This is a genomic window from Micromonospora sp. NPDC048947 (assembly GCF_040649495.1).
GTDB classification, from domain to species: Bacteria; Actinomycetota; Actinomycetes; order Mycobacteriales; family Micromonosporaceae; genus Micromonospora; species Micromonospora alfalfae.
In genome coordinates, this window is sequence record NZ_JBEZFO010000017.1 from 22,505 (window position 1) to 41,705 (window position 19,201).

A 19,201-nucleotide genomic window follows, 5' to 3' on the forward strand; every position below is an offset into this window, starting at 1 on the left:
TCGAGGGGGCAACGGTGGCCGAGCTGACGTACCCGGAGGTGGGGTCGACCCGGCACGGGCCGCTGCCCGGCGGGTACCACCACCTGCGCCACCGGTATCCGTTGCCCGGCGGCTGCTTCGAGACCGCCGCCGACGCGGTGCTGAGCTGGCGGCTGCACCGCGCCGCTGGCGTCCAGATTCGCACCGACGCGCCGCGGGCCACCACCGGTGTGCTGGTGACCTCCGGCCTCGGCGTCGGCCCGGCCCGCCTCTGGGGGCCCTGCCAGGTGGTCTGGAGCGCGGACTCGCCCACGCTCGCCGGTTTCGGCTACGGCACCCTGCCCGGGCACCCGGAACGGGGCGAGGAGGCGTTCGAGGTCGTCCGCGACGACAGCGGCGCGGTCTGGTTCGAGGTCCGCGCGTTCAGCCTGCCGGACCGCTGGTTCACCCGCGCCGGAGGCCCGGCGGTTCGGGCCGTGCAGCACGCGTACGCCTGGTGGCTCGGCCGTACCCTGCGTCGGCTCTGCGCGGGTCGCTGAAACACCTGGCGCTGGAGCGACTCAGAACCTGGCGAACGAGCGGATCGGGGCGCGCGGGCCGTACTTCGGCGCCCGGATGCCGGCCGCCTCCAGTAGCAGACAGACCCGGCCCCGGTGACCTCGGAACGGCTCCAGCAGGGCCATCATCCGGGCATCGTCGCCCCTCGGTTCGCCAGCGAGCGCCCAGGCCACCGTGTTCGGGATGTGGTAGTCGCCGACGCTGACCGCGTCCGGGTCGCCGTACGCGATCCGGACCACCTCGGCGGCCGTCCACGGCCCGATGCCGGGGATCGCGGTCAGCCGGCGGGTGGCGTCGGTGGCGTCGGTGCTGCGCTCCAGGCGGTCGGCGAGCGCGGCGGCGCGGCGGAGCGTGTCGGCGCGCCGCTGCTCCACCCCGAACGGGTGGAACACCCAGTACGGGGCCGCGGCCACGGTGGCTGCCTCGGGCGGCAGGAGCAGAGGCTGCAACGGGCCGGGAGCCGGCTCCCGGAAGTGCCGCACCATCGCCGCGTACGCCCGGTAGGCCTCCTTGCCGGTGACCTTCTGCTCGAAGACCGCGCGTAGCAGTCGGGGGAAGACCTCCCCGGTCGCGGGCATCCGCAGGCCCCGGTGCTCCCGGGCCAGCCTGGCGACCAGGGGGTGCGCCGCTGCCAGTTCGGTGAAGCCGGTCAGGTCGTCGCGCAGCCCCGCGATCGCGTCGGCGCGGGCGAGGACGTGCTCGGCGCCCGGCCCGTACCCCTCCGCGAGCAACTCTCCGCCAGCCGGTCGCAGCGCGAGCGTGGCCGGACCGTCCGGGGTGCGGGTGGCCCACCAGAAGGTGCCGGCCGCCACCCGGGCGCACGGATCGTACGGGCTGAAGGTGAGCGCGCGGACCGAGGCGGCCAGCCGGTAGCCGACCGGTGGGCGCAGCACCCTGGTCGCGGCGGGTTCGGTCTCGGTCACCCCGCTACTCTGCCAGGTCACGGTGGGGGTTGACGACCGCCGTACCGGTCCGGCCCGGGAATCGCCCCGGACACGACGGTGGCCGGCCGCGCCCTCCCCGGCGACGACCGACCACCGTGCCCTCGTGGGCGACCAGGCTCAGTACGAGTAGCCCGCGCCGCCGGCGTCGTTCGAGCCGCTGTCCGCCGGCGGTGCGACCGCCTTGGGCGTGCCCTTGGGCAGGCAGCTCAGGTTCTTCTTGCCGTCCGGCTGGACTACGAACCAGGTGCCACCGACAGCCTGGCCCTTCCACTGGCCGGGCTTCTTGTCACCGATGTAGCGGTAGACCGGCCAGCCGCCGACGGTGAGCTGCCGGGTGCCGTCCTGCCGGGTCACGCTGCTGACCTTGTCGTCCGAGACGCCGGTGAGCTCCGGGTTGCCGTCGGTCAGTGCCGGGGGCCACACCTCGGCGCACTTGTCGACGCAGTTCGACGACGGCGGGTCGGCGGTGTCCTTGTCGAAGCGGTACAGGATCCAGCCGTCCTGGTCGGTGACCACCTTGCCCATCCGGGCGACACTCTTACCGACCAACTTCTCGGTCAGGTCGACGTCCGCGGGCGGGGCGTCGGCGGCGGGCGCCTCCGCGGAAGCCGAGGCCTCAGGTTCAACCGTCGCGGTGGGCTCGGCCGCGGCGACGGCGACCGGCTCGGCCGCGCTCGAGTTCGCCCCGTCGTAACCCGCGGGAGCGCAGGCCGTTAGTGCGACCATCGCGCTCGCGACGATGACGGTCCGCTTCATCTGTGCCACGTGCCCTCCTCATTCTTGACAGTTCACCCATAGGTACGGCGGGCAGGCTGTCAAGGTTGAAGTAGTAACAGTGGTCAATTTCACGTAAACCGATTGAACCGTTTCCGGCCACCATACGTACGCCCCCGCGAGGGACCCTTCGCGCAACGACAGATCGGCGCCGGTCATTGTGACAATGACCGGCGCCGATGCGGTAGGCACGCTTACATGGGTACGGTGACCAGCGGACTCGCCACGCCGTTGGCATCCACCGACTGCACCTGGAGCTGCTTGATGTCAGGCGGCAGAGCCGACGTCGTGGCGCTCAGTTCGAGACCCTGCGGCCGGGTGTTGGTGCCATACCCGCCCTCCGGCACCGACCAGGTCGAGATGACCTCGGTGGTGGCGTTCTTGCGTACCACCACCAGTCGGCAGATACGTGGGCCGGGCAGCTTCCGCAGGCTGAAATTGATCCGGGTGCCGTAGTCCTTGGTCACCAGGAACATCGTGGTCTGCACACCGGTGGTCGGGTCGGTCGCCTCGACCTGATCGCCCTCCACCTCGGTGCCGCCCACACCCGGGCCGCTCGGCGCGGCCGTCGGCACGCTCGTCGTCGGGTCGTTCGGCGCGCTCGGCGTCGACTCGGCGAGCACCCCCGGCGGTTGCTCGTTGCCGGTCACGCTGACGAAGCCGTACCCGGTCAGACCGCCGAAGACCACGATCGCGGCGGCCGTAGCGAGCATGTGACGAAACCGGGTACGCCGCCGGTCGGCCCGGACCGCGCCGAGCGTCCGGTCCAGCAGAGCCGGGTCGGTCGCCGTCTGCTCCAGCGCCATCATCGTCTCGCCGTCGATGTCGGAGAGCAGCCCGACCACCGGCACCATCGTCTCCAACTCGGCCGCGCACGCCCAGCAGGTGGCGAGATGCTCCTCGAACCGCTCAGTGTCCTGCTCGTCGAGCACACCGAGCGCGTACGCCGCGACGTCCATATGCTCCGGCCGGCTCATTCTGTCACCCCCCGCTCCTGCAGAGCCGTGCGCAGCGCGCGCAGCGCGTAGTAGACCCTCGACTTGGCGGTGCCGAGCGGCAGACCCAACTCCTCGGCGGCCTCCGGCACCGTCCGCCCCCGGAAGTACGTCGAGATCAGGATCTCCCGGTGCGACTGACTGAGCGTACGCAGCGCGTCCGCCACAGTCATGGTCCGCAGCACCCGGTCGGTGCTGTCCGCCTCGGCGAACGCGGTGAGGTCCCGGTCGTACGTCTCCGGCGGCCGGGCCTCCTGGCTGCGGTGCTCGTCGATGGCGATGCGGCGGGCCACAGTGACCAACCACGGCCGAAGCGAACCCTGCCCCTGGGTGCCCAGGCGGTGCGCGTTGCGCCAGGCCCGCAGCAGCGTCTCCTGGACGATGTCCTCCGCGCGCTGCCGGTCCCCCCCGGTCAGGCGCATGACGAACATCAGCAACGGGCCGGCATGCTCGGCATAGAGCTGACGGATCAACTGGTCGGAGTGGCTGGCCTCGGTTGTCGTCGCCTGATGGCGTCCGGGCGCCGGTCGCGGCGTCACCGGACCATTCTGGCGAGGCGTCGCCCGCGCGTCGACCCCCCGGGCAGACGAGGTTGACCGTGACGAGGGTCGCGCCGACAACCAGTCAGCGCGTACCGCGTCGCCATGCCAACCGGCCGCCACCGCGTGCATGCAGACCTCCGGGATGTCCGTGACCAACGCCGGCCCACGAGGTGGGCCGCCCGGTGGTACGCAGCGCCGGCCCCAGCGGATCAACAAACGACGGAAAAACTTCCCCACCGATATGGAGTGGACGGTCAGCGGCGCACCGAGAACAGCCCCGGCGGTGGCGGATCGGAGCCGGTCCCGTCGGCGTCCCGCACCACCTGCGCGCCACCGACGAAGCGGTCCAGGTCGTCGCCGGCCACCACCCGACCGGGGAACCAGTCACCGGCGGCGCGTCTGGTCAGCTCCGGCACCGGCGGTGCGGACCGCCCGGCGGCCAGCACCAGATTGCCGTACCGGCGCCCCCGCAGCACCGCCGCGTCCCCGACCAGACAGGCCTGCGGCAGCACCGAACGGACCGTGGCGACCTGCCCACGGGCGTGCCGCAGCGGCGGACCGTCGGCCAGGTTCGCCAGGTACCAACCGGCGGGGCGAAGCACCCGGGCCACCTCGGCCGCGTACTCCACAGACGTGAGGTGGGCCGGCGTACGCGCACCGGCGAACACGTCGGCGACCACCACGTCGTAGCTGGCCTCCCGGGTGGACGCCAGCACCGCGCGGGCATCCTCCACCCGGACCCGCAAGCGGGCGTCGGACGGCCACGGCAACGCCCGACGGACCAGCTCCACCAGCGCACCATCCACCTCGGACACCCGCTGGGTCGATCCGGGTCGGGTGGCGGAGACGTACCGGGGCAGGGTCAACGCACCACCACCCAGATGCAACACCCGCAGCGGCGCACCGGCAGGTGCGATCAGATCCACTGCCGCGGCCAACCGCCGCACGTACTCGAACTCCAGGTGGGTGGGATCGGTCAGGTCGACGTGCGACTGCGGCGCGCCGTCGAGCAGCAGCGTCCACGAGCCGGCCCGGTCCGGATCCGGCACCAACTCCGCCAGCCCGGTGTCCACCTGCTCGACCACCCGGTCACCAGCCCGTTTACGCCCCACCGTAACCAGTCTCCGCGCTCATCGGGCGGCGCGGGCCGCGGCGGTCAACGCGCGGTGCAGCAGCCGGGAATCGCCGAGCAGGGCCCGCAGTCGACGCTCCAGACCGGCGATCGGAATCAGGTTCTGCGGGGCCCGCGGATCCTTGTACGGGGTGGAAGCGAAGCGCGGCAGGGTCGCCAGCGACAGGTCGGCCAGCTCGATCGCCGCCTCGACGGGCAGGTCGGCGGAGCACTCCACCCGGACGATGCCCGCCCACGGCGCACCGATCGCCACCGGCAGCCGCAAATACCACGACCAACCGCCCCAGGCGGTGCCGAGCCGGAACACCGGGGAGCGCTCACCCGACGCCATGCCCGTCACCACCGCGGTCAGCCGGGCATCCAGGTACTGACTGTGCTGCGTCTTGATGTAGCCCAGGGTGCGCGGCAACTGCCGGCGACTACGCAACGGGCCGTCCACCACCAACAGGTCACCGTCGACCCGGGCGGCGTCGGACACCGCCACCTCCAACGCGGTCAGCGGGCCCTGCACGGCCGCCGGCAGCTTCGCCAGCTCACCGGCGCCACCCACCCGGTGCACCGGGTAACGGATCGCACCCGCCACCACGTCCTGCGCCGAAGGGCTCGCGGTGAACAGGCCCCGACCAACCCGGGTGCCCGCCAACTGCGCCGCACCCCGACCCAGGTCGCACCGGACCACCCCGGCCGCGTACGAGGCGGCCAACCCGGGGAACGACACGCCGTCGGTCTCCGCCGTCCAGATGCTCGCGTCGATGCGGCGAACCCCGTCGACGAGCAACACCACGTCGGGCGCCCGCACCCCGGGGCGTACCCCGATCGCCCGCCAGTCCACGGCGGGCAGCTCCACGTCCGCGTCGACCTGGGCGCTGCTCGGCGCGGCCGGCCCGGCGGCGGACGCCTCGAACGACGCCCCGTACGCCGGATCCCACGAATCGACGAAGAACGCGGCGTCGCTCACCGGCCCGTCCGCTCCACGCGCGCTGACCGGGCATCCTTGCGCACCTCGAAGCGGACCGGGATCCGCTCGGCCAACGCCGGCACGTGGGTGACCACCCCGACCATCCGATCGCCCCGGGCCGCCAGGTTCTCCAGGGTCGCCGCCACCGTGTCCAGGGTGGCGGCGTCGAGCGTGCCGAAACCCTCGTCCAGGACGATCGACTCCAGGCTGGCCGCAGTGGTGGACATCCCGGCCAACTGCTCGGAGAGCGCCAACGCCAGCGCCAGCGACGCCTGGAACGTCTCACCCCCGGAGAGGGTGCGCACGCCGCGACGCAGCCCCGCGTCATGGTGGTCCACCACCACGAACTCACCCTTGTCGTGCACCAGCTCGTACTGCCCGGAGGACAGCTCGCGCAGGATCCCCGACGCGCCGTCGACCAGCAGGTCCAACGCCTCCGCCAGCAACCACCGCTCGAAGTTGTTGGCCCGCAGGTGCCCGGCGAGCGCGCGCGCCACCTGCGCCTCCCGCTCGTGCCCCGCCCGCTGCTCGCGCAACGTCCCGGCCTGCTCGCGACGCTCGTGCAGCCGCCGTCGGTCGGCGTCGGCCCGCTCCACCGCCACCGTCGCCGCGTGCACCGGGTCGTCCCCGACCGGCACGTCGGCGGCGGCGAAGATGCCAGCGATGGCCCGCTGCACCCCGTCGGCCACCGACTCGGCCTCCGCCACCGCGGCGGCCCGACCGGCCCGCTCGACGCGGCGGCGGTCCGCCTCGGTGGTCGCCCACTCGGTCAGCGTCGCCCACGCGGCAGCCACGTCGTCCCGATCGGTCGCCCGTGGGCCGAACCGGGCCAACCCGTCACGGGCGGTGTCAAAGGCCCGCCACGCCGAGCGCAGCCGCTCCTCGGCGGCGTCCACAGCGGCCCGGGCCTGCCGAGCGGTCTCGCGACCGGCCCGAACCGCGGTCGCCGCCTCCTCCAGCGCGCGCCGCAACCGGGCGTGCTCGGCCAACTCCCGGCGCAGCACGGCCGGCTCAGCCGCACCGGAGAGCTGCCCGTCCAGCTCGGCCAGCCGGGCCTCCGTCTGCTCCTGCCGGGCTCGCGCCTGCACCAGCAGCCGCTCCAGCTCCCGCGCCGCCGTGTCCCGCTCCTGCACCGTCGCCTGCGCGGCCTTGGTAGCGGCCCGCGCGGCCTTGCCCGCCGCCGTCGCGGCCGCCACCGCCGAATCGGCCGGCACCGCCGGCACCTCGGCCACCGGCTGCTCGCACACCGGGCACGCCGCGCCGGCATGCAGGTGGACCCGCAGGCTCACCGCCAGGTCGGTGGCCTTCGCCTCCTCGTGCGCCCGGAAGGCCGCCTCCAGCTCGGCGTCGGCCCGCTCGGCGACCACCCGTGCGGCGGCCAGCGCCGCCACCGAGGCGGCGTGCTCGTCATTCGCCGCGCGCACCGTCGCCCGGACCGTGTCCGCCTCGCCGGACAGCCGATCCCGATCGTCGTACGCCCGCAGTTGCAGTCGCAGCGCGCTCTCGTCACCGGCGGCGGCCAGCTCGCCGCGCAGCTTGTCCTCCCGCTCCTCGGCCAGCGACACCCCGGTCGCCGCCGCCTCGGCGTCGGCCCGTGCCGCGGCGACCGCGCGAGCGACGGCGGCCACCCCGGCCGGCGCGCGCACCCCGGTCAGCACTGTCAACTCGTCGTCCAGCGCGGTCAGCGCCGCCGCGGCCTCCCGGGCGGTGACCCGGGCCGCCGCCAGCTCCGGCACCGCCTCGGCCACCGCGGCCGCCAGCTCGGCCATCCGCTCCACCCGGGCGTCGGCCTCGGCCAACGCCTCGTCGTCCACGCCGGTCAACCCGGCGAGCACCTGGTCGACCGCCTCCAGCCGGGCCTCCGCCTGCGCGGCGCGCGCCGTCGCCTTCTTCTGCACGTCCTCGTAGACGCCCAGGCCCAGCAGGTTGACCAGGATCTGTTGCCGGGTCGCCGGCTTGGCGTGCAGGAAGTCGGCGAACTGCCCCTGCGGCAGCACCACACAGCTGGTGAACTGCTCGTACGGCAGCCCGACCGCCTCCAGCACCGCCTGCTCCATCTCGGCGGGGGTGCCGGCCACCACCTCACCGAGGTCGTCCGGACTCAACCCGGTGTCGAGTTTGGTCACGTCGAAGCCGGCCGGCATCAGCTGCAACCCGGCGTTGGCGGTCTTCACGTTGCCCCGGCCGTCCCGGCGGACCACCCGGGTCGCCACGTACCGGGCGCCGCCGGACTCGAAGACCAGGCGGACCCGCGCCTCGGTCGCCGACGGCGCGAGCGCGTTCGCCAACCCTCGGGCACCACCCCAGCGGGGCACCATGCCGTAGAGGGCGAAGCAGATCGCGTCCAGCACTGTCGACTTGCCCGAACCGGTAGGGCCGATCAGCGCGAAGAAGTCGGCGTCGGTGAAGTCGACTGTGGTCTCGTCCCGGAAGACAGTGAACCCGGCCATGTCCAACCGCATCGGACGCATCAGTGCTCGACCTCCTCGAAAAGCTCGTCGAAGAGCTCCCGGACACCCTCGTCGGCGTGGCCCCGGCTGTCCAGGTAGTCGGCGAACAACTCCCGGGGCGAACGCCCCGACCGCTGGGCGATGCGCGCGCCGCTGCCCGGCGCGGCCAACAGCTCCGGGTCGATCCGGATCTCCAGGGCCCGGGGGAGCAGCTCCTGGACCTCCTCGCGCAGACCGGCGCGGGGCTGCTCCCGCACGTACACCCGCAGCCACGCGTCCGGTGCCTCGATCTCGGCGAGCTGGGCCAGGGTGCCCCGCACCGTCCGCAGCGCGCTCGCCGCCGTCACCGGCACCTCCCGCACCCGGGCTGCGGTGCTGGCCGTCACCTCGACAATCGTCACCGAGGGGATGTTCTCCTGCTCACCGAAGTCCACAGCGAGCGGACTACCGCTGTACCGCACCGGGCAGGGGCCCGCGACCCGCTGCGCCCGGTGCAGGTGACCCAGCGCCACGTAGTGCGCGGTGGCCGGAAAGACGGTGGCCGGAACGGCGTAGCCCAACACCGTATGCGCGTCGCGCTCACCACCACCGGTGGCCGCGCCGGTCACCGTCAGATGCGCGGTGACCAGGTGCACCCGGTCCGGTTCGGTGAAACCCTCGGTCAGTCGCCCCAGCACCCGGCCCAGGTGGTCGGCGTACGTCTGATTGGTCTCCGCGGCGGTCAGCTCGTACATCTCCAACGCGCGCACCGCGTACCGCTGGGACAGGAACGGCAACGCGGCCAGCCGCCACCGCTCGCCACCTGCTGTGGTGCCGTCGATGACGTGCTCGTCCGGGTTTTCCCGCACCCCGCCGCGCAGCGTGATGCCGGCGGCATCGGCCCAGGGGCGTAGCGCGTCCAGCGCCGGGCCGTTGTCGTGGTTGCCGCCGATCGCCACCACGTCCGCGCCGGTCCGCCGCAACGCCGTCAACGCCCTGGTGACCAGGCGGGTCGCCTCCGAGCTGGGCGCTGCGGTGTCGTAGAGGTCACCGGCGACGATCACCAGATCCGGCTGTTCGGCACGGGCGATCTCGATCACCCCGGCCAGCACGGCCTTGTGCTCGTCGGCCCGGGACTGCCCCTTGAGCACCTTTCCCACGTGCCAGTCGGAGGTGTGCAGGATCTTCATGGCTGTGCCGGCCCCTAGCTAGAACGGGATGTCGTCGTCGGTGCCGCCGCCGGAGCCCACCACGGCGAACGGGTCGGCGGACTGGGTGATCGAGCGCAGCGTCTCCGATGGTGCCCGGCCCGCCTCGGAGACCCGGGTGGCCCAGGCCGGGAACGGGAACTCCAGGCAGAGCGGCACCGGGATGTCCGGCTGGTTGACGAACATGGTCCCCGGCTTGGCCAGCAACGCCCGCTGGCGCTGCGCGGGCGGCAGGAAGCCGTACTCCGGGCGGGACGCCTCCGCCGGGTCGAGCCGGCCGACCACCCGGATCGCCGAGTTGGTGACGATCCGCCGCTCCACCTCACTCGCCGTCTGCTGCGCGCCGATCAGGATCACCCCGAGCGAGCGGCCCCGCTCGGCGATGTCCAGCAGGACCTCCTTGATCGGCGAGGAGCCCTCCCGGGGGGCGTACTTGTTGAGCTCGTCGAGCACGACGAAGAGCAACGGCTTGGCGGTGCCGGACTTCTCCTTGCGCTCGAACTCGCTCTTCAGCGTCACACCCACCACGAACCGCTGGGCGCGGTCCGGAAGGTTGTGCAGGTCGACGACGGTGACCTGCGCGGACTCGCTGGTGTTGATCGAGTGCGGGCGACGGGTGGCGAGGTCGCCACGGATCAGCCGGGCCAGGTCCTTCTTGCTGCCGATCAACCGTCGGGCGAACGCGTTGACGGTGCCCAGACCGACCGCGCTGCCCGCCCAGTCCGAGCGGGTCTCGTCGTCGTTGAGCTGGTCGACGATGTGGTCGACCAGGTCGCCGTAGGAGCCGAGCCGGACCCCGTCGATGCTCACCCCGCCGTCGGCCGGCTGGGCGTAGCGGGCCAGGTGCGCGGCCACCGAGTGGACCACCATCGTGTACTGCTGGCGCTCGTCGTCGGCGTCGGCGAAGACGTACGGCAGGAGACGGTCGGCGCAGAACTCGTCCAGCGTCCAGTAGAACGAGTCCACCCCGGTGAGCCGGCTGCTCACATCCGGCGTGCCGGCCGGGTCACCGACCCGGGGCGGGGCGTAGACCCGCACGTCGGGGAAGGCGCCGGCACTCAGCCCGAGCTTCGCGTACGCCGCGCGGGTGGGCTCGTCGAGGCGGGTGTTGGGGTGGTCCAGGAAGAGCAGGTCCTCACCCTTGACGTTGAAGATCAGCGCCTTGGCGTTGACCGCGTCGCCGCCCAGCACCCCGGAGCGGAACACCGAGTAGAGCAGGAAGGTGGCGAAGCTGGTCTTGGTGGCCACCCCGGAGATGCCGGAGATCGAGACGTGTGCGCCCCGGCTGCCGTCGAGGAAGTCGGCGTTGAGATAGACCGGGACGCCGTCCCGACCCATTCCCATCGGGATGCGCCGCTCCATCCGGTCGAAGTGCAGCGCGCGCGCCCGGGCGTCGCCCTCGGCCCGGTGCACCACCGCGCCCGGGGTCGGCGGCACGTACAGCTCCGGATCGACCCGGGTGGTGGTGACCTCGGCGGCCTCCTGCACCTGCGCGGGCAGCGTGCCGTCGGCGATGGCGAACACGTCGGACTCGAACTGGGCGCCCTCGTGCCGAGCGCGGACCTGGGTGACCACCCCGGCGATCGTCACCGGCTCCCGGTCCGGCAGCTCCCGCCGGGTGACCACCACGTCGTCGAGCTGGAGGTAGCTGCCGGGCGCGACCGCCGTCCAGAACTGCAACGGGGTGGCGTCGGCGGTGCCCAGCACCCGCCCGACGACTTCGCCCGGGCTGTCGAGCTCGGCGTCGGTCATCGGGCGGCTCGGGTCGCTCGGGCATCACTGTCGGCGCGCATGCAGTGCATCCTGCCCGAGGAGTACGACAGGTCGCCACGCGACGCGGCGGACGACACCATGCGCCGTCACACTCATGACGCTGGGTGCTCGACCGAGCGCACCAGGTGGGCGGGAGTCGTGTACGTGTACACCGCGCGAGGTCCGGACTCAACTCGCGGAGCGCCGGTCGCGTTACCTAGGCATGGAGCACGCATGAATGACGACTTCGGCGCTTTCGTCGCGACGAGCGGCCCGCGACTGCTCCGCTTCGCCGTACTGATCACCGGGCAGCGGGCGGACGCCGAGGACCTGCTGCAGGAGGTGCTGGAGCAGGCGTACCCGCGCTGGCACGTGGTCCGGCAACGGCAGCCGGAGGCCTACCTGCGTCGCGCGATGACCAACCGGCTGGTCAGCCGGTGGCGCTCGCCGTGGAACCGACGTCGGGTCGCCGGTCTTCCGGACGCGACGCCGCAGCAGGATGAGATGACCCGTGTCGACGACCGGGAGCTGCTGCTGGAGGCACTGCGGGAGCTTCCACCGCGGATGCGGGCGGTGGTGGTGCTCCGGTACTGGCTTGGCTTCTCCGAGGCGGAGGCAGCCGCCGAACTGGACTGTTCGGTGGGCTCGGTGAAGAGCCAGGCTTCCCGTGGTCTGCACCGTCTGCGGACCCGACTGGAAGCCGCCGGTGTCTCTCCACTCGATCTCGACCTCGCGGAGGAGAACCATGCGTGACCACGAGGTGGCCGGCCTGCTCGACCATGCTGTCGCAACCGTGGAACTGCCGCCCGACTTCGCCCGCCGGGTCATCACGGGTGGCCGGGCGCGGCGTCGCCGACGTCTGCTGCTGTCGGGCGGCACGGCCGCGGTAGCGGTCGCCGTGGGGGTGCTGCTGGGTTCGCAGCTGGGGCCGGTCGGTCGCGGTGACGGCGAGGCCGGCGGCATCGGGCCGAGCGCGGTTGTCGACGTCCCGGCCGGGATCGTCGATCCTGACGGTCGGCCCGTGACGCAGGCGCAGGTGGTCGCCGTCGGCCGTGCCGGGACGGAGACGCTCGTGCTTGTCGGACGGGAGCCACACGGCGCGGAGCGGGCCGCCGGGGGTCGGGCGGCGGAGGTCTGGACCGCCCCGGACGGGGGAGATCCGCGGCGGCTGAGTGACTACCTCTCGTACGACCTGGCCTGCGTCGACGGTGACGCGGCCTGTACGGCGGTCCGAGCCACCGGCAGCGGGCTGGGTGTGGCAGTGGCGCGGCGCTCCGGTGGTCGGCTCTACGTGCTGGTCCAGGCGCCGCCGGGCCGTACCGTCGAGGTCGTCGCCGCAGGCGTGTCGCACCCGGTCGGCCCGGCGCCGCGCGGCGCGGTGGCGGAGGTGGTCGCCGCCGAGCCGTACGACGAGGTGCAGGTCTGGGCGAGTACCGCGGACGGCCAGCGCTACCGGATCCCGTGGGCTCCGGGGGCGGTGCTCACGGACTGATCTCATCCGCGCCTCGCTGCGCGCCAACCGACCTACCGACGGGCGTGGCGGAGCAGGAGGACGCCGTCCTCGGCGGCGAGCACGTGCCGCAACGGCAGATGCCGGGGTGGCGCGGTGTCGCCGGCGGTGATCCGGCCGGGGCCGGGCCCGGCCAGCAGCGGCGAGACGGTGAGGCACAGCTCGTCCACCAGGTCGGCGGCGGTCAACGCGCCGAACAGGTGCGGGCCGCCCTCACAGAGCAGTTGGGTCAGCCCGCGTCCGTGCAGCTCGGCGAGGCCGGCGGCCAGGTCGACCCGCCCGGTGCCGCAGCGCAGCACGTCGGCGACGTCGGTGAGCCCGGGCGGTGGGTCGGTGTCGGTGTGGGTGAGCACGATCGGGCGGGTCGGCGCGTCGGCGAAGGCGGCCTGCGCCGGGTCCAGGTCGAGGGAGCCGGAGACGACCACCAGCGTCGGGTACTCGGCGAGCCCGTTGGCCCGACGCCAGGCGCGGCGGGTCTCGTTCAGGCGGACCGCCCGGTACCCCTCGTGGCGGAACGTGCCGGCGGCCACCACCAGGGCGTCGCAGGTCATCCGCAGCAGGCCGAACACCCGTTTGTCAGGCTCGCCGGAGAGCCCCGCGGAGTAGCCGTCCACGCTGACCGCGCCGTCCACGCTGGTCACGAAGTTCACCCGAAGCCGGGGTTGGTCGGCGCGACCGTAGAGGGCGGTCAGTTCGGTGTCGTCGAGGGGCTGCGTCGACGGCTCGGGCCAGAGCCGTCGGATCGGAATTCCGACGGTCATTCGCCGGCCGGACCGGTGACCGGAGGGGTGGGTTCGGCGGTACGGTGCTGGCAGTCGCACCAGTTCCGGCCCGGGCAGTCGTCGTGTCGCCGGGCCCGGCACGCTCGGCAGATCATGCTCGCAGCCTAAGCCGCGGGAGGACAGGACAGCATGTCGCGTCAGATCTTCCAGCTGAAGATGTCCCTCGGCGGGACCCGGCCGCCGGTGTGGCGCCGTGTGCTCGTGCCGGCCGGCTACACGCTGGACCGGCTGCACCGGGTGGTGCAGCACGCGATGGGTTGGCGGGACTGCCACCTGCACTCGTTCGAGATCGATGCCGTGCAGTACGGCGAGCCAGACCCGGACGGGGAGTTGGCGTCGCACGACGAGCTGGACGTGCGGCTCGACGCGGTGCTCGGCAAGGGCAGCCGGTTCTCCTACACGTACGACTTCGGTGACTGGTGGGAGCACGACCTGGTCGTGGAGGACGCGTTGACAGCCGACCCCGACGAGCGGTACCCGGTCTGCCTGGCCGGTGAGCGGGCCTGCCCGCCGGAGGGTGTCGGCGGGCCGTTGGGCTACCAGGCGCTCCTGGAAGCCCTGGACGACCAGAGTCCCACTGCCGACCTCGTCAGCTCCCGCCACGCGGTGCTGCGCGACTGGGCGGGTCCGGCCTTCGACCCGTCCGGCTTCGACCCGGAACGGGCGACCACCCTCCTGCGCCGCTTCTGCTGAACCGATCCAGCTTCTGCTGAGACCCGCTCCGGGTGGTGCCGCTGGGGTGGCTGTTGCGGGAGTGATCAGCGGTAACGATCTGGGAACGCTCCCATCGCCCTATTGACACTCCCGTTACCCGCCGGCAATCTCATGGGAGCGCTCCCGGAGGTGGCATGGGTCACTCACGCATCCCCGGCCTGGCGCGATGAGACACCCCCCACCACACACATCAGCCTCACCACCGGAAAGAGGGGTCAGCGCATGAGTGTCACCACGCGGCGTACCCGCCTGGCGGTCGCTGCCCTGGCTGCGGTCACCGCAATCAGCGGTCTCGCGGCCTGCGGCAAGGACGACGACAAGCCGGCGGCCGGCGAGAAGCCGGCCAAGCTGGTCGTCGACACGTTCGGCGAGATGGGCTACGACGAGCTCGTCAAGCAGTACGAGAAGGACACCGGCATCAAGGTCGAGCTGCGCAAGACCGCACAGCTCGGTGAGTACCGGCCGAAGCTGGTCCGCTACCTGGCCACCGGCAAGGGCGCGGCGGACGTCACCGCGCTGGAAGAGGGCATCCTCAACGAGTTCAAGCCCAACGCGCGCAACTGGGCCGACCTCAGCCCGCTGGTCCCCGACCACTCGAAGGAGTACCTGCCCTGGAAGTGGGAGCTGGGCAAGGCGCCGGACGGTCGGCTGATCGGCCTGCCGACCGACGTCGGCAGCCTCGCCGTCTGCTACCGCAAGGACCTGTTCCAGGCTGCCGGTCTGCCCGCCGAGCGCGACCAGGTGTCGGCGCTCTGGCCGGACTGGAAGGGCTTCCACGACGCCGGCCTGAAGTACAAGCAGGGCAGCGGCGGCAAGGCGTTCATCGACTCGATCACCGCCGTCTCCAACGGCGTGCTCTTCCAGGGCAACGGTGACCTGTTCTACGACAAGGAAGACAACGTCATCGCGGACACCAGCCCCGCGGTGAAGAACGCCTGGGACACCGCCACCTCGATGGCGGACATCTCCGCCAAGGCGTCCACCTGGTCGCCGGAGTGGTCGGGTGGCTTCAAGCAGGGCACGTTCGCGGCCACCTTCTGCCCGTCCTGGATGCTCGGCATCGTGTCGGACAACTCCGGTCCGGCCAACAAGGGCAAGTGGGACGTCGCGTCCGTGCCTGGTGGCGGCGGTAACTGGGGCGGCTCGTGGCTCGCCGTTCCGGCGCAGAGCAAGTACCCGAAGGAGGCGGCGAAGCTCGCCGAGTACCTGACCAACGCCAAGAGCCAGGTGGAGGCCTTCAAGCTCAAGGGCCCGCTGCCCACCAACCTGGAGGCGCTGAAGAACGAGGCGTTCCTCAGCTACACCAACGAGTACTTCAGCAACGCGCCGACCGGCAAGATCTTCGGGGAGAGCGTCGCCAAGATCCAGCCGATCCACCTGGGCCCGAAGCACCAGGCGGTGAAGGAGAACGCGCTCGAGCCTGCCCTGCGGGCGTTCGAGAACGGGCAGGCCGACAAGGCCAAGGCCTGGGAGCAGTTCACGAAGGACGCAAAGACTCAGGGTGCCTTCTGAGTGATTCCCTGCCGGTGGCGTTCGGGGCTTCCCGGACGCCACCGGCCGGTCCCCTCCGCGTAGCGCCCTGCGCGAGGGCCCCCGGGCCTCGCCGGAAAAGGAAATTCGCATGAGCCTGTCGGCCACGACGGCACGGCCGTCGCCAGCAGCACCGCCTTCTCCCGACGTCTCTCGCCGACGTCGACGGGGAAGGTTACTCAACCGCCTCGATGTCAAGTACTCGCCGTACCTCTACATCGCCCCGTTCTTCGTGCTCTTCGGTGTATTCGGGCTGTACCCGATGCTGCGCACCGCTTGGATGTCGCTGCACGACTGGGACATGATCGGCGAGCACACGTTCATCGGCTTCGACAACTACACCCGGCTGGTGTCCGACGAGTACTTCTGGAACGCGCTGGTCAACACGTTCGGCATCTTCGCCCTGTCGACCATCCCCCAGTTGTTGCTCGCCCTCTTCCTGGCGAACCTGCTCAACCGGTCCCTACTGCGCGCCAAGACGTTCTTCCGGATGGCCATCTTCATGCCGAACGTGGTGTCGGTGGCCGCTGTCGCGATCGTCTTCGGAATGTTGTTCCAGCGGGAGTTCGGCCTGTTCAACTGGCTGCTCAGCTTCGTCGGTGTCGACCCTGTCGACTGGGACGGGCACCGGTGGAGTTCCTGGACGGCCATCTCCTCCATGGTCAACTGGCGGTGGACCGGGTACAACACCCTGATCCTGCTCGCCGGCATGCAGGCGATCCCGAAGGACCTCTACGAGGCTGCGGAGATCGACGGCGCCGGTCCGTGGCGGCAGTTCTGGCAGATCACCCTGCCCATGCTCAAGCCCACCTTCATCTTCGTGGTCATCCTGTCCACGATCGGCGGCATGCAGCTCTTCACCGAGCCCCTGCTGTTCGGCAACGGCAACATCATCGGCGGCAACCAGCGGGAGTTCCAGACGCTGGCCATGTACATGTACGAGATGGGCATCGTGAACCTGAACACCGCCGGCTACGGAGCCGCGGTCGCCTGGGCGATCTTCATGATCATCATCGTGGTGTCGCTGTTCAACTTCCTACTCGTCCGCCGCTCGGCGAAGTGAGGAGAGATCGATGATCTCGGCTTCCCAGCGCCTGTGGCGCACCAGCCCGTTGACCTACCTGGCGCTCGTCCTGGCGGCGCTGCTGTCGATCTACCCGTTCTACTACATGCTGGTGATCGGCACCCGCAGCCTGGACAACATCAACGACGTGCCGCCGCCGCTGACCCCCGGTGGCGCGTTCGGTGACAACTTCGGGCGGGTGCTCGACAACGACGCCGCCAACTTCCTCACCGGCATGATGAACTCGATCATCGTCTCCTCGGTGGTCACCGTCTCGGTGGTGCTCACCGGTTCGCTGGCCGGGTTCGCCTTCGCCAAGCTGAAGTTCCGCGGCAGCAACGCCCTCCTGCTGGCGATCATCGTCACCATGATGATCCCGACCCAGATGGGGCTCATCCCGCTCTGGGGCATGATGCAGGACCTGGGGTGGTACGACACCCTCTACGCGGTCACCGTGCCGTTCCTCGTCACCGCCTTCGGCGTGTTCATGATGCGGCAGTACGCCAGCCAGGCGATCTCCGACGAGCTGATCGAGGCCGGCCGCGTCGACGGCGCGAGCACGTTCCGGATCTACTGGAGCATCGTGCTGCCCGCGCTGCGCCCGGCCGCCGGCGTCCTCGGTCTGCTGACCTTCATGGAAACCTGGAACTCGTTCCTCTGGCCGTACGCCATCCTCACCCCGGAGAACCCGACCCTCCAGGTCTCGCTCTCCTTCCTCTCGTACGCCTACTACACCGACTACTCCCAGGTGTTCGCCGCCACGGCGATCGGCACCATCCCCCTGGTAATCGTCTTTCTCGTGTTTGGCCGCCAGATCATCGGCGGGATCATGGAAGGTGCCGTCAAGTCGTGAGCAACCCCGCCAGCCCACCCGCCGTCGACGTCCTCGACGAGCGTCCCGGGCTGACCTTTCCACCCGGATTCCTCTGGGGGGCCGCGACGGCGGCGTACCAGATCGAGGGAGCGGCGGCCGTGGACGGCCGTGCCCCGTCGATCTGGGACACCTTCAGCCACACCGAGGGTCGTGTCGTCTCCGGGCACACCGGGGACGTGGCGTGCGACCACTACCACCGCCTCGGCGACGACGTCGCGCTGATGGCCGAGCTGGGCCTGAAGTCGTACCGTTTCTCGGTCTCCTGGTCCCGGGTGCAGCCCACCGGCACCGGTGCGGCCAACCCGGCCGGCCTGGACTTCTACCGGCGACTGGTGGACGAGCTGTTGGCCAACGGCATCGAGCCGTGGCTCACCCTCTACCACTGGGACCTGCCGCAGCCGTTGGAAGACGCCGGCGGCTGGCCGGCGCGGGACACCGCGGCCCGCTTCGCCGACTACACCACACTGATGGCCGACGCGCTCGGTGACCGGGTGCGCTACTGGACCACGCTGAACGAGCCGTGGTGCTCAGCGTTCCTCGGCTACGGCTCCGGCGTGCACGCCCCCGGCCGCACCAACGGAGCGGACGCGGTGCGTGCCGGTCACCACCTGATGCTCGGTCACGGCCTGGCCGTGCAGGCAATGCGGGCCGCCCGGCCGGCCGCCGAGGTGGGCGTGACAGTCAACCTCTACCCGGTCGACCCGGCCACTGACAGTCCCGCCGACGCCGACGCCGCCCGGCGTATCGACGGCTTGGCCAACCGGTTCTTCCTGGATCCGCTGTTGCGCGGGTCGTACCCGGAGGACCTGGTGGCCGACCTCAGCACTGTGACCGACTTCGAGCACGTGCGCGACGGCGACCTGGCGACCATCTCCACTCCACTGGACCTGGTCGGGGTCAACTACTACAGCAGGCACGTGGTCGCCGCGCCGGTCGAGGGCGAGGCGGCCGACCCGGCCCCCTCGTGCTGGCCGGGCAGCGAGGACGTCCGGTTCGTCACCCGTGGCGTTCCGGTCACCGACATGGGCTGGGAGATCGACGCCCCGGGTCTCACCGAGACGCTGCGCCGGGTGCACGGTTACACCGACCTGCCCCTGTACGTCACCGAAAACGGCTCCGCGTTCGTCGACTCGGTGGTCGACGGGCAGGTCGACGACGTCGATCGGCTGGCCTACTTCGACGCCCACCTGCGTGCCGCCCACGAGGCGATCGACGCCGGAGTGCCTCTGCGGGGATACTTTGCCTGGTCGCTGATGGATAATTTCGAATGGGCCTGGGGTTACACCAAGCGGTTCGGCATGATCCACGTCGACTATGACAGCCAGGTCCGCACCCCCAAGTCCAGCGCCAAGTGGTACGCCTCGGTGATCCGGCGCAACGGTCTGGCCGCACAATAGGCTCGGGCCAGCCATCAGGACGGCCCCGGCGTCCACCTCTCGCAGGTGGCGCCGGGTCCG

18 protein-coding genes are annotated in these 19,201 nt (G+C 71.5%); 8 read left to right on the top strand and 10 right to left on the bottom strand.

Translation table 11 applies throughout. The annotated features are described in order from the left end of the window. The first annotated feature begins 14 nt into the window (after positions 1-14). A complete protein-coding gene (locus AB0B98_RS23220) occupies positions 15-518 on the top strand; it encodes a DUF1990 domain-containing protein (protein WP_357365230.1) in 504 nt (167 codons plus the stop codon). A 21-nt stretch (positions 519-539) separates the two neighbouring features. On the opposite strand, the gene AB0B98_RS23225 is transcribed toward AB0B98_RS23220, so the two are convergent. The 9 genes from AB0B98_RS23225 to AB0B98_RS23265 form a co-directional block, all read right to left on the bottom strand. Further along, entirely contained in the window at positions 540-1,460 is a 921-nt protein-coding gene (locus tag AB0B98_RS23225; protein ID WP_357365232.1) for a DNA-3-methyladenine glycosylase 2 family protein, read from the bottom strand. A 138-nt stretch (positions 1,461-1,598) separates the two neighbouring features. After that, positions 1,599-2,246 (bottom strand): hypothetical protein, encoded by a 648-nt coding sequence (locus AB0B98_RS23230; protein ID WP_238671899.1) that lies wholly within the window; start codon positions 2,244-2,246, stop codon positions 1,599-1,601. 203 nt (positions 2,247-2,449) lie between these two features. After that, positions 2,450-3,232, bottom strand: coding sequence for a zf-HC2 domain-containing protein (locus AB0B98_RS23235; RefSeq protein WP_357365235.1), 783 nt, complete (start codon positions 3,230-3,232; stop codon positions 2,450-2,452). After that, positions 3,229-3,921 (bottom strand): sigma-70 family RNA polymerase sigma factor, encoded by a 693-nt coding sequence (locus tag AB0B98_RS23240; RefSeq protein ID WP_091400696.1) that lies wholly within the window; start codon positions 3,919-3,921, stop codon positions 3,229-3,231. Before AB0B98_RS23240 ends, AB0B98_RS23235 begins: the two co-directional genes overlap by 4 nt. A gap of 125 nt (positions 3,922-4,046) precedes the next feature. Beyond that, positions 4,047-4,904, bottom strand: coding sequence for a fused MFS/spermidine synthase (locus AB0B98_RS23245; RefSeq protein ID WP_357365237.1), 858 nt, complete (start codon positions 4,902-4,904; stop codon positions 4,047-4,049). An 18-nt stretch (positions 4,905-4,922) separates the two neighbouring features. Continuing rightward, positions 4,923-5,882, bottom strand: a complete 960-nt coding sequence (locus AB0B98_RS23250; RefSeq protein ID WP_357365239.1) for a hypothetical protein — start codon at positions 5,880-5,882, stop codon at positions 4,923-4,925. Then, positions 5,879-8,353, bottom strand: coding sequence for an SMC family ATPase (locus AB0B98_RS23255; RefSeq protein WP_357365241.1), 2,475 nt, complete (start codon positions 8,351-8,353; stop codon positions 5,879-5,881). Before AB0B98_RS23255 ends, AB0B98_RS23250 begins: the two co-directional genes overlap by 4 nt. Continuing rightward, on the bottom strand, positions 8,353-9,501 hold the full coding sequence (locus AB0B98_RS23260) for an exonuclease SbcCD subunit D (RefSeq protein WP_350859440.1): 1,149 nt from the start codon (positions 9,499-9,501) through the stop codon (positions 8,353-8,355). The genes AB0B98_RS23255 and AB0B98_RS23260 overlap by 1 nt, the downstream gene beginning before the upstream one ends. Positions 9,502-9,519: 18 nt before the next feature. Next, positions 9,520-11,271 carry an ATP-binding protein gene (locus tag AB0B98_RS23265; RefSeq protein ID WP_357365244.1) on the bottom strand — a complete coding sequence of 584 codons (1,752 nt, stop codon included), beginning with the start codon at positions 11,269-11,271 and terminating at the stop codon, positions 9,520-9,522. Between the two features lie 234 nt (positions 11,272-11,505). Between AB0B98_RS23265 and AB0B98_RS23270 the strand changes: the two genes are divergently transcribed. Both AB0B98_RS23270 and AB0B98_RS23275 read left to right on the top strand, forming a co-directional pair. Further along, complete coding sequence (locus AB0B98_RS23270) at positions 11,506-12,024, top strand: SigE family RNA polymerase sigma factor (RefSeq protein WP_357365246.1); 519 nt, start codon at positions 11,506-11,508, stop codon at positions 12,022-12,024. Continuing rightward, positions 12,017-12,763 carry a hypothetical protein gene (locus tag AB0B98_RS23275; RefSeq protein ID WP_357365247.1) on the top strand — a complete coding sequence of 249 codons (747 nt, stop codon included), beginning with the start codon at positions 12,017-12,019 and terminating at the stop codon, positions 12,761-12,763. The genes AB0B98_RS23270 and AB0B98_RS23275 overlap by 8 nt, the downstream gene beginning before the upstream one ends. 32 nt (positions 12,764-12,795) lie before the next feature. On the opposite strand, the gene AB0B98_RS23280 is transcribed toward AB0B98_RS23275, so the two are convergent. After that, entirely contained in the window at positions 12,796-13,542 is a 747-nt protein-coding gene (locus AB0B98_RS23280; RefSeq protein WP_357365249.1) for a pyrimidine reductase family protein, read from the bottom strand. Between the two features lie 150 nt (positions 13,543-13,692). Between AB0B98_RS23280 and AB0B98_RS23285 the strand changes: the two genes are divergently transcribed. From AB0B98_RS23285 to AB0B98_RS23305, 5 genes are all read left to right on the top strand, one after another. Continuing rightward, the gene (locus AB0B98_RS23285; protein WP_357365251.1) at positions 13,693-14,256 is read left to right on the top strand and encodes a plasmid pRiA4b ORF-3 family protein; all 564 of its coding nucleotides are present in this window, start codon (positions 13,693-13,695) and stop codon (positions 14,254-14,256) included. Between the two features lie 243 nt (positions 14,257-14,499). Beyond that, entirely contained in the window at positions 14,500-15,789 is a 1,290-nt protein-coding gene (locus AB0B98_RS23290) for an extracellular solute-binding protein (RefSeq protein WP_238671910.1), read from the top strand. 109 nt (positions 15,790-15,898) lie between these two features. After that, a complete protein-coding gene (locus AB0B98_RS23295) occupies positions 15,899-16,870 on the top strand; it encodes a sugar ABC transporter permease (RefSeq protein WP_238671911.1) in 972 nt (323 codons plus the stop codon). A 10-nt stretch (positions 16,871-16,880) separates the two neighbouring features. Continuing rightward, positions 16,881-17,723 carry a carbohydrate ABC transporter permease gene (locus AB0B98_RS23300; RefSeq protein WP_124853396.1) on the top strand — a complete coding sequence of 281 codons (843 nt, stop codon included), beginning with the start codon at positions 16,881-16,883 and terminating at the stop codon, positions 17,721-17,723. Beyond that, on the top strand, positions 17,720-19,141 hold the full coding sequence (locus AB0B98_RS23305) for a GH1 family beta-glucosidase (protein WP_357365254.1): 1,422 nt from the start codon (positions 17,720-17,722) through the stop codon (positions 19,139-19,141). The genes AB0B98_RS23300 and AB0B98_RS23305 overlap by 4 nt, the downstream gene beginning before the upstream one ends. Positions 19,142-19,201: the final 60 nt, after the last annotated feature.

Coding starts and splice junctions, on each gene's coding strand:
- AB0B98_RS23235 (WP_357365235.1), bottom strand. CDS start 3,232: ATGAGCCGGCCGGAGCATATGGACGTCGCGGCGTACGCGCTCGGTGTG.
- AB0B98_RS23240 (WP_091400696.1), bottom strand. CDS start 3,921: ATGCACGCGGTGGCGGCCGGTTGGCATGGCGACGCGGTACGCGCTGAC.
- AB0B98_RS23255 (WP_357365241.1), bottom strand. CDS start 8,353: ATGCGTCCGATGCGGTTGGACATGGCCGGGTTCACTGTCTTCCGGGAC.
- AB0B98_RS23260 (WP_350859440.1), bottom strand. CDS start 9,501: ATGAAGATCCTGCACACCTCCGACTGGCACGTGGGAAAGGTGCTCAAG.
- AB0B98_RS23265 (WP_357365244.1), bottom strand. CDS start 11,271: ATGACCGACGCCGAGCTCGACAGCCCGGGCGAAGTCGTCGGGCGGGTG.
- AB0B98_RS23270 (WP_357365246.1), top strand. CDS start 11,506: ATGAATGACGACTTCGGCGCTTTCGTCGCGACGAGCGGCCCGCGACTG.
- AB0B98_RS23275 (WP_357365247.1), top strand. CDS start 12,017: ATGCGTGACCACGAGGTGGCCGGCCTGCTCGACCATGCTGTCGCAACC.
- AB0B98_RS23280 (WP_357365249.1), bottom strand. CDS start 13,542: ATGACCGTCGGAATTCCGATCCGACGGCTCTGGCCCGAGCCGTCGACG.
- AB0B98_RS23285 (WP_357365251.1), top strand. CDS start 13,693: ATGTCGCGTCAGATCTTCCAGCTGAAGATGTCCCTCGGCGGGACCCGG.
- AB0B98_RS23290 (WP_238671910.1), top strand. CDS start 14,500: ATGAGTGTCACCACGCGGCGTACCCGCCTGGCGGTCGCTGCCCTGGCT.
- AB0B98_RS23295 (WP_238671911.1), top strand. CDS start 15,899: ATGAGCCTGTCGGCCACGACGGCACGGCCGTCGCCAGCAGCACCGCCT.
- AB0B98_RS23300 (WP_124853396.1), top strand. CDS start 16,881: ATGATCTCGGCTTCCCAGCGCCTGTGGCGCACCAGCCCGTTGACCTAC.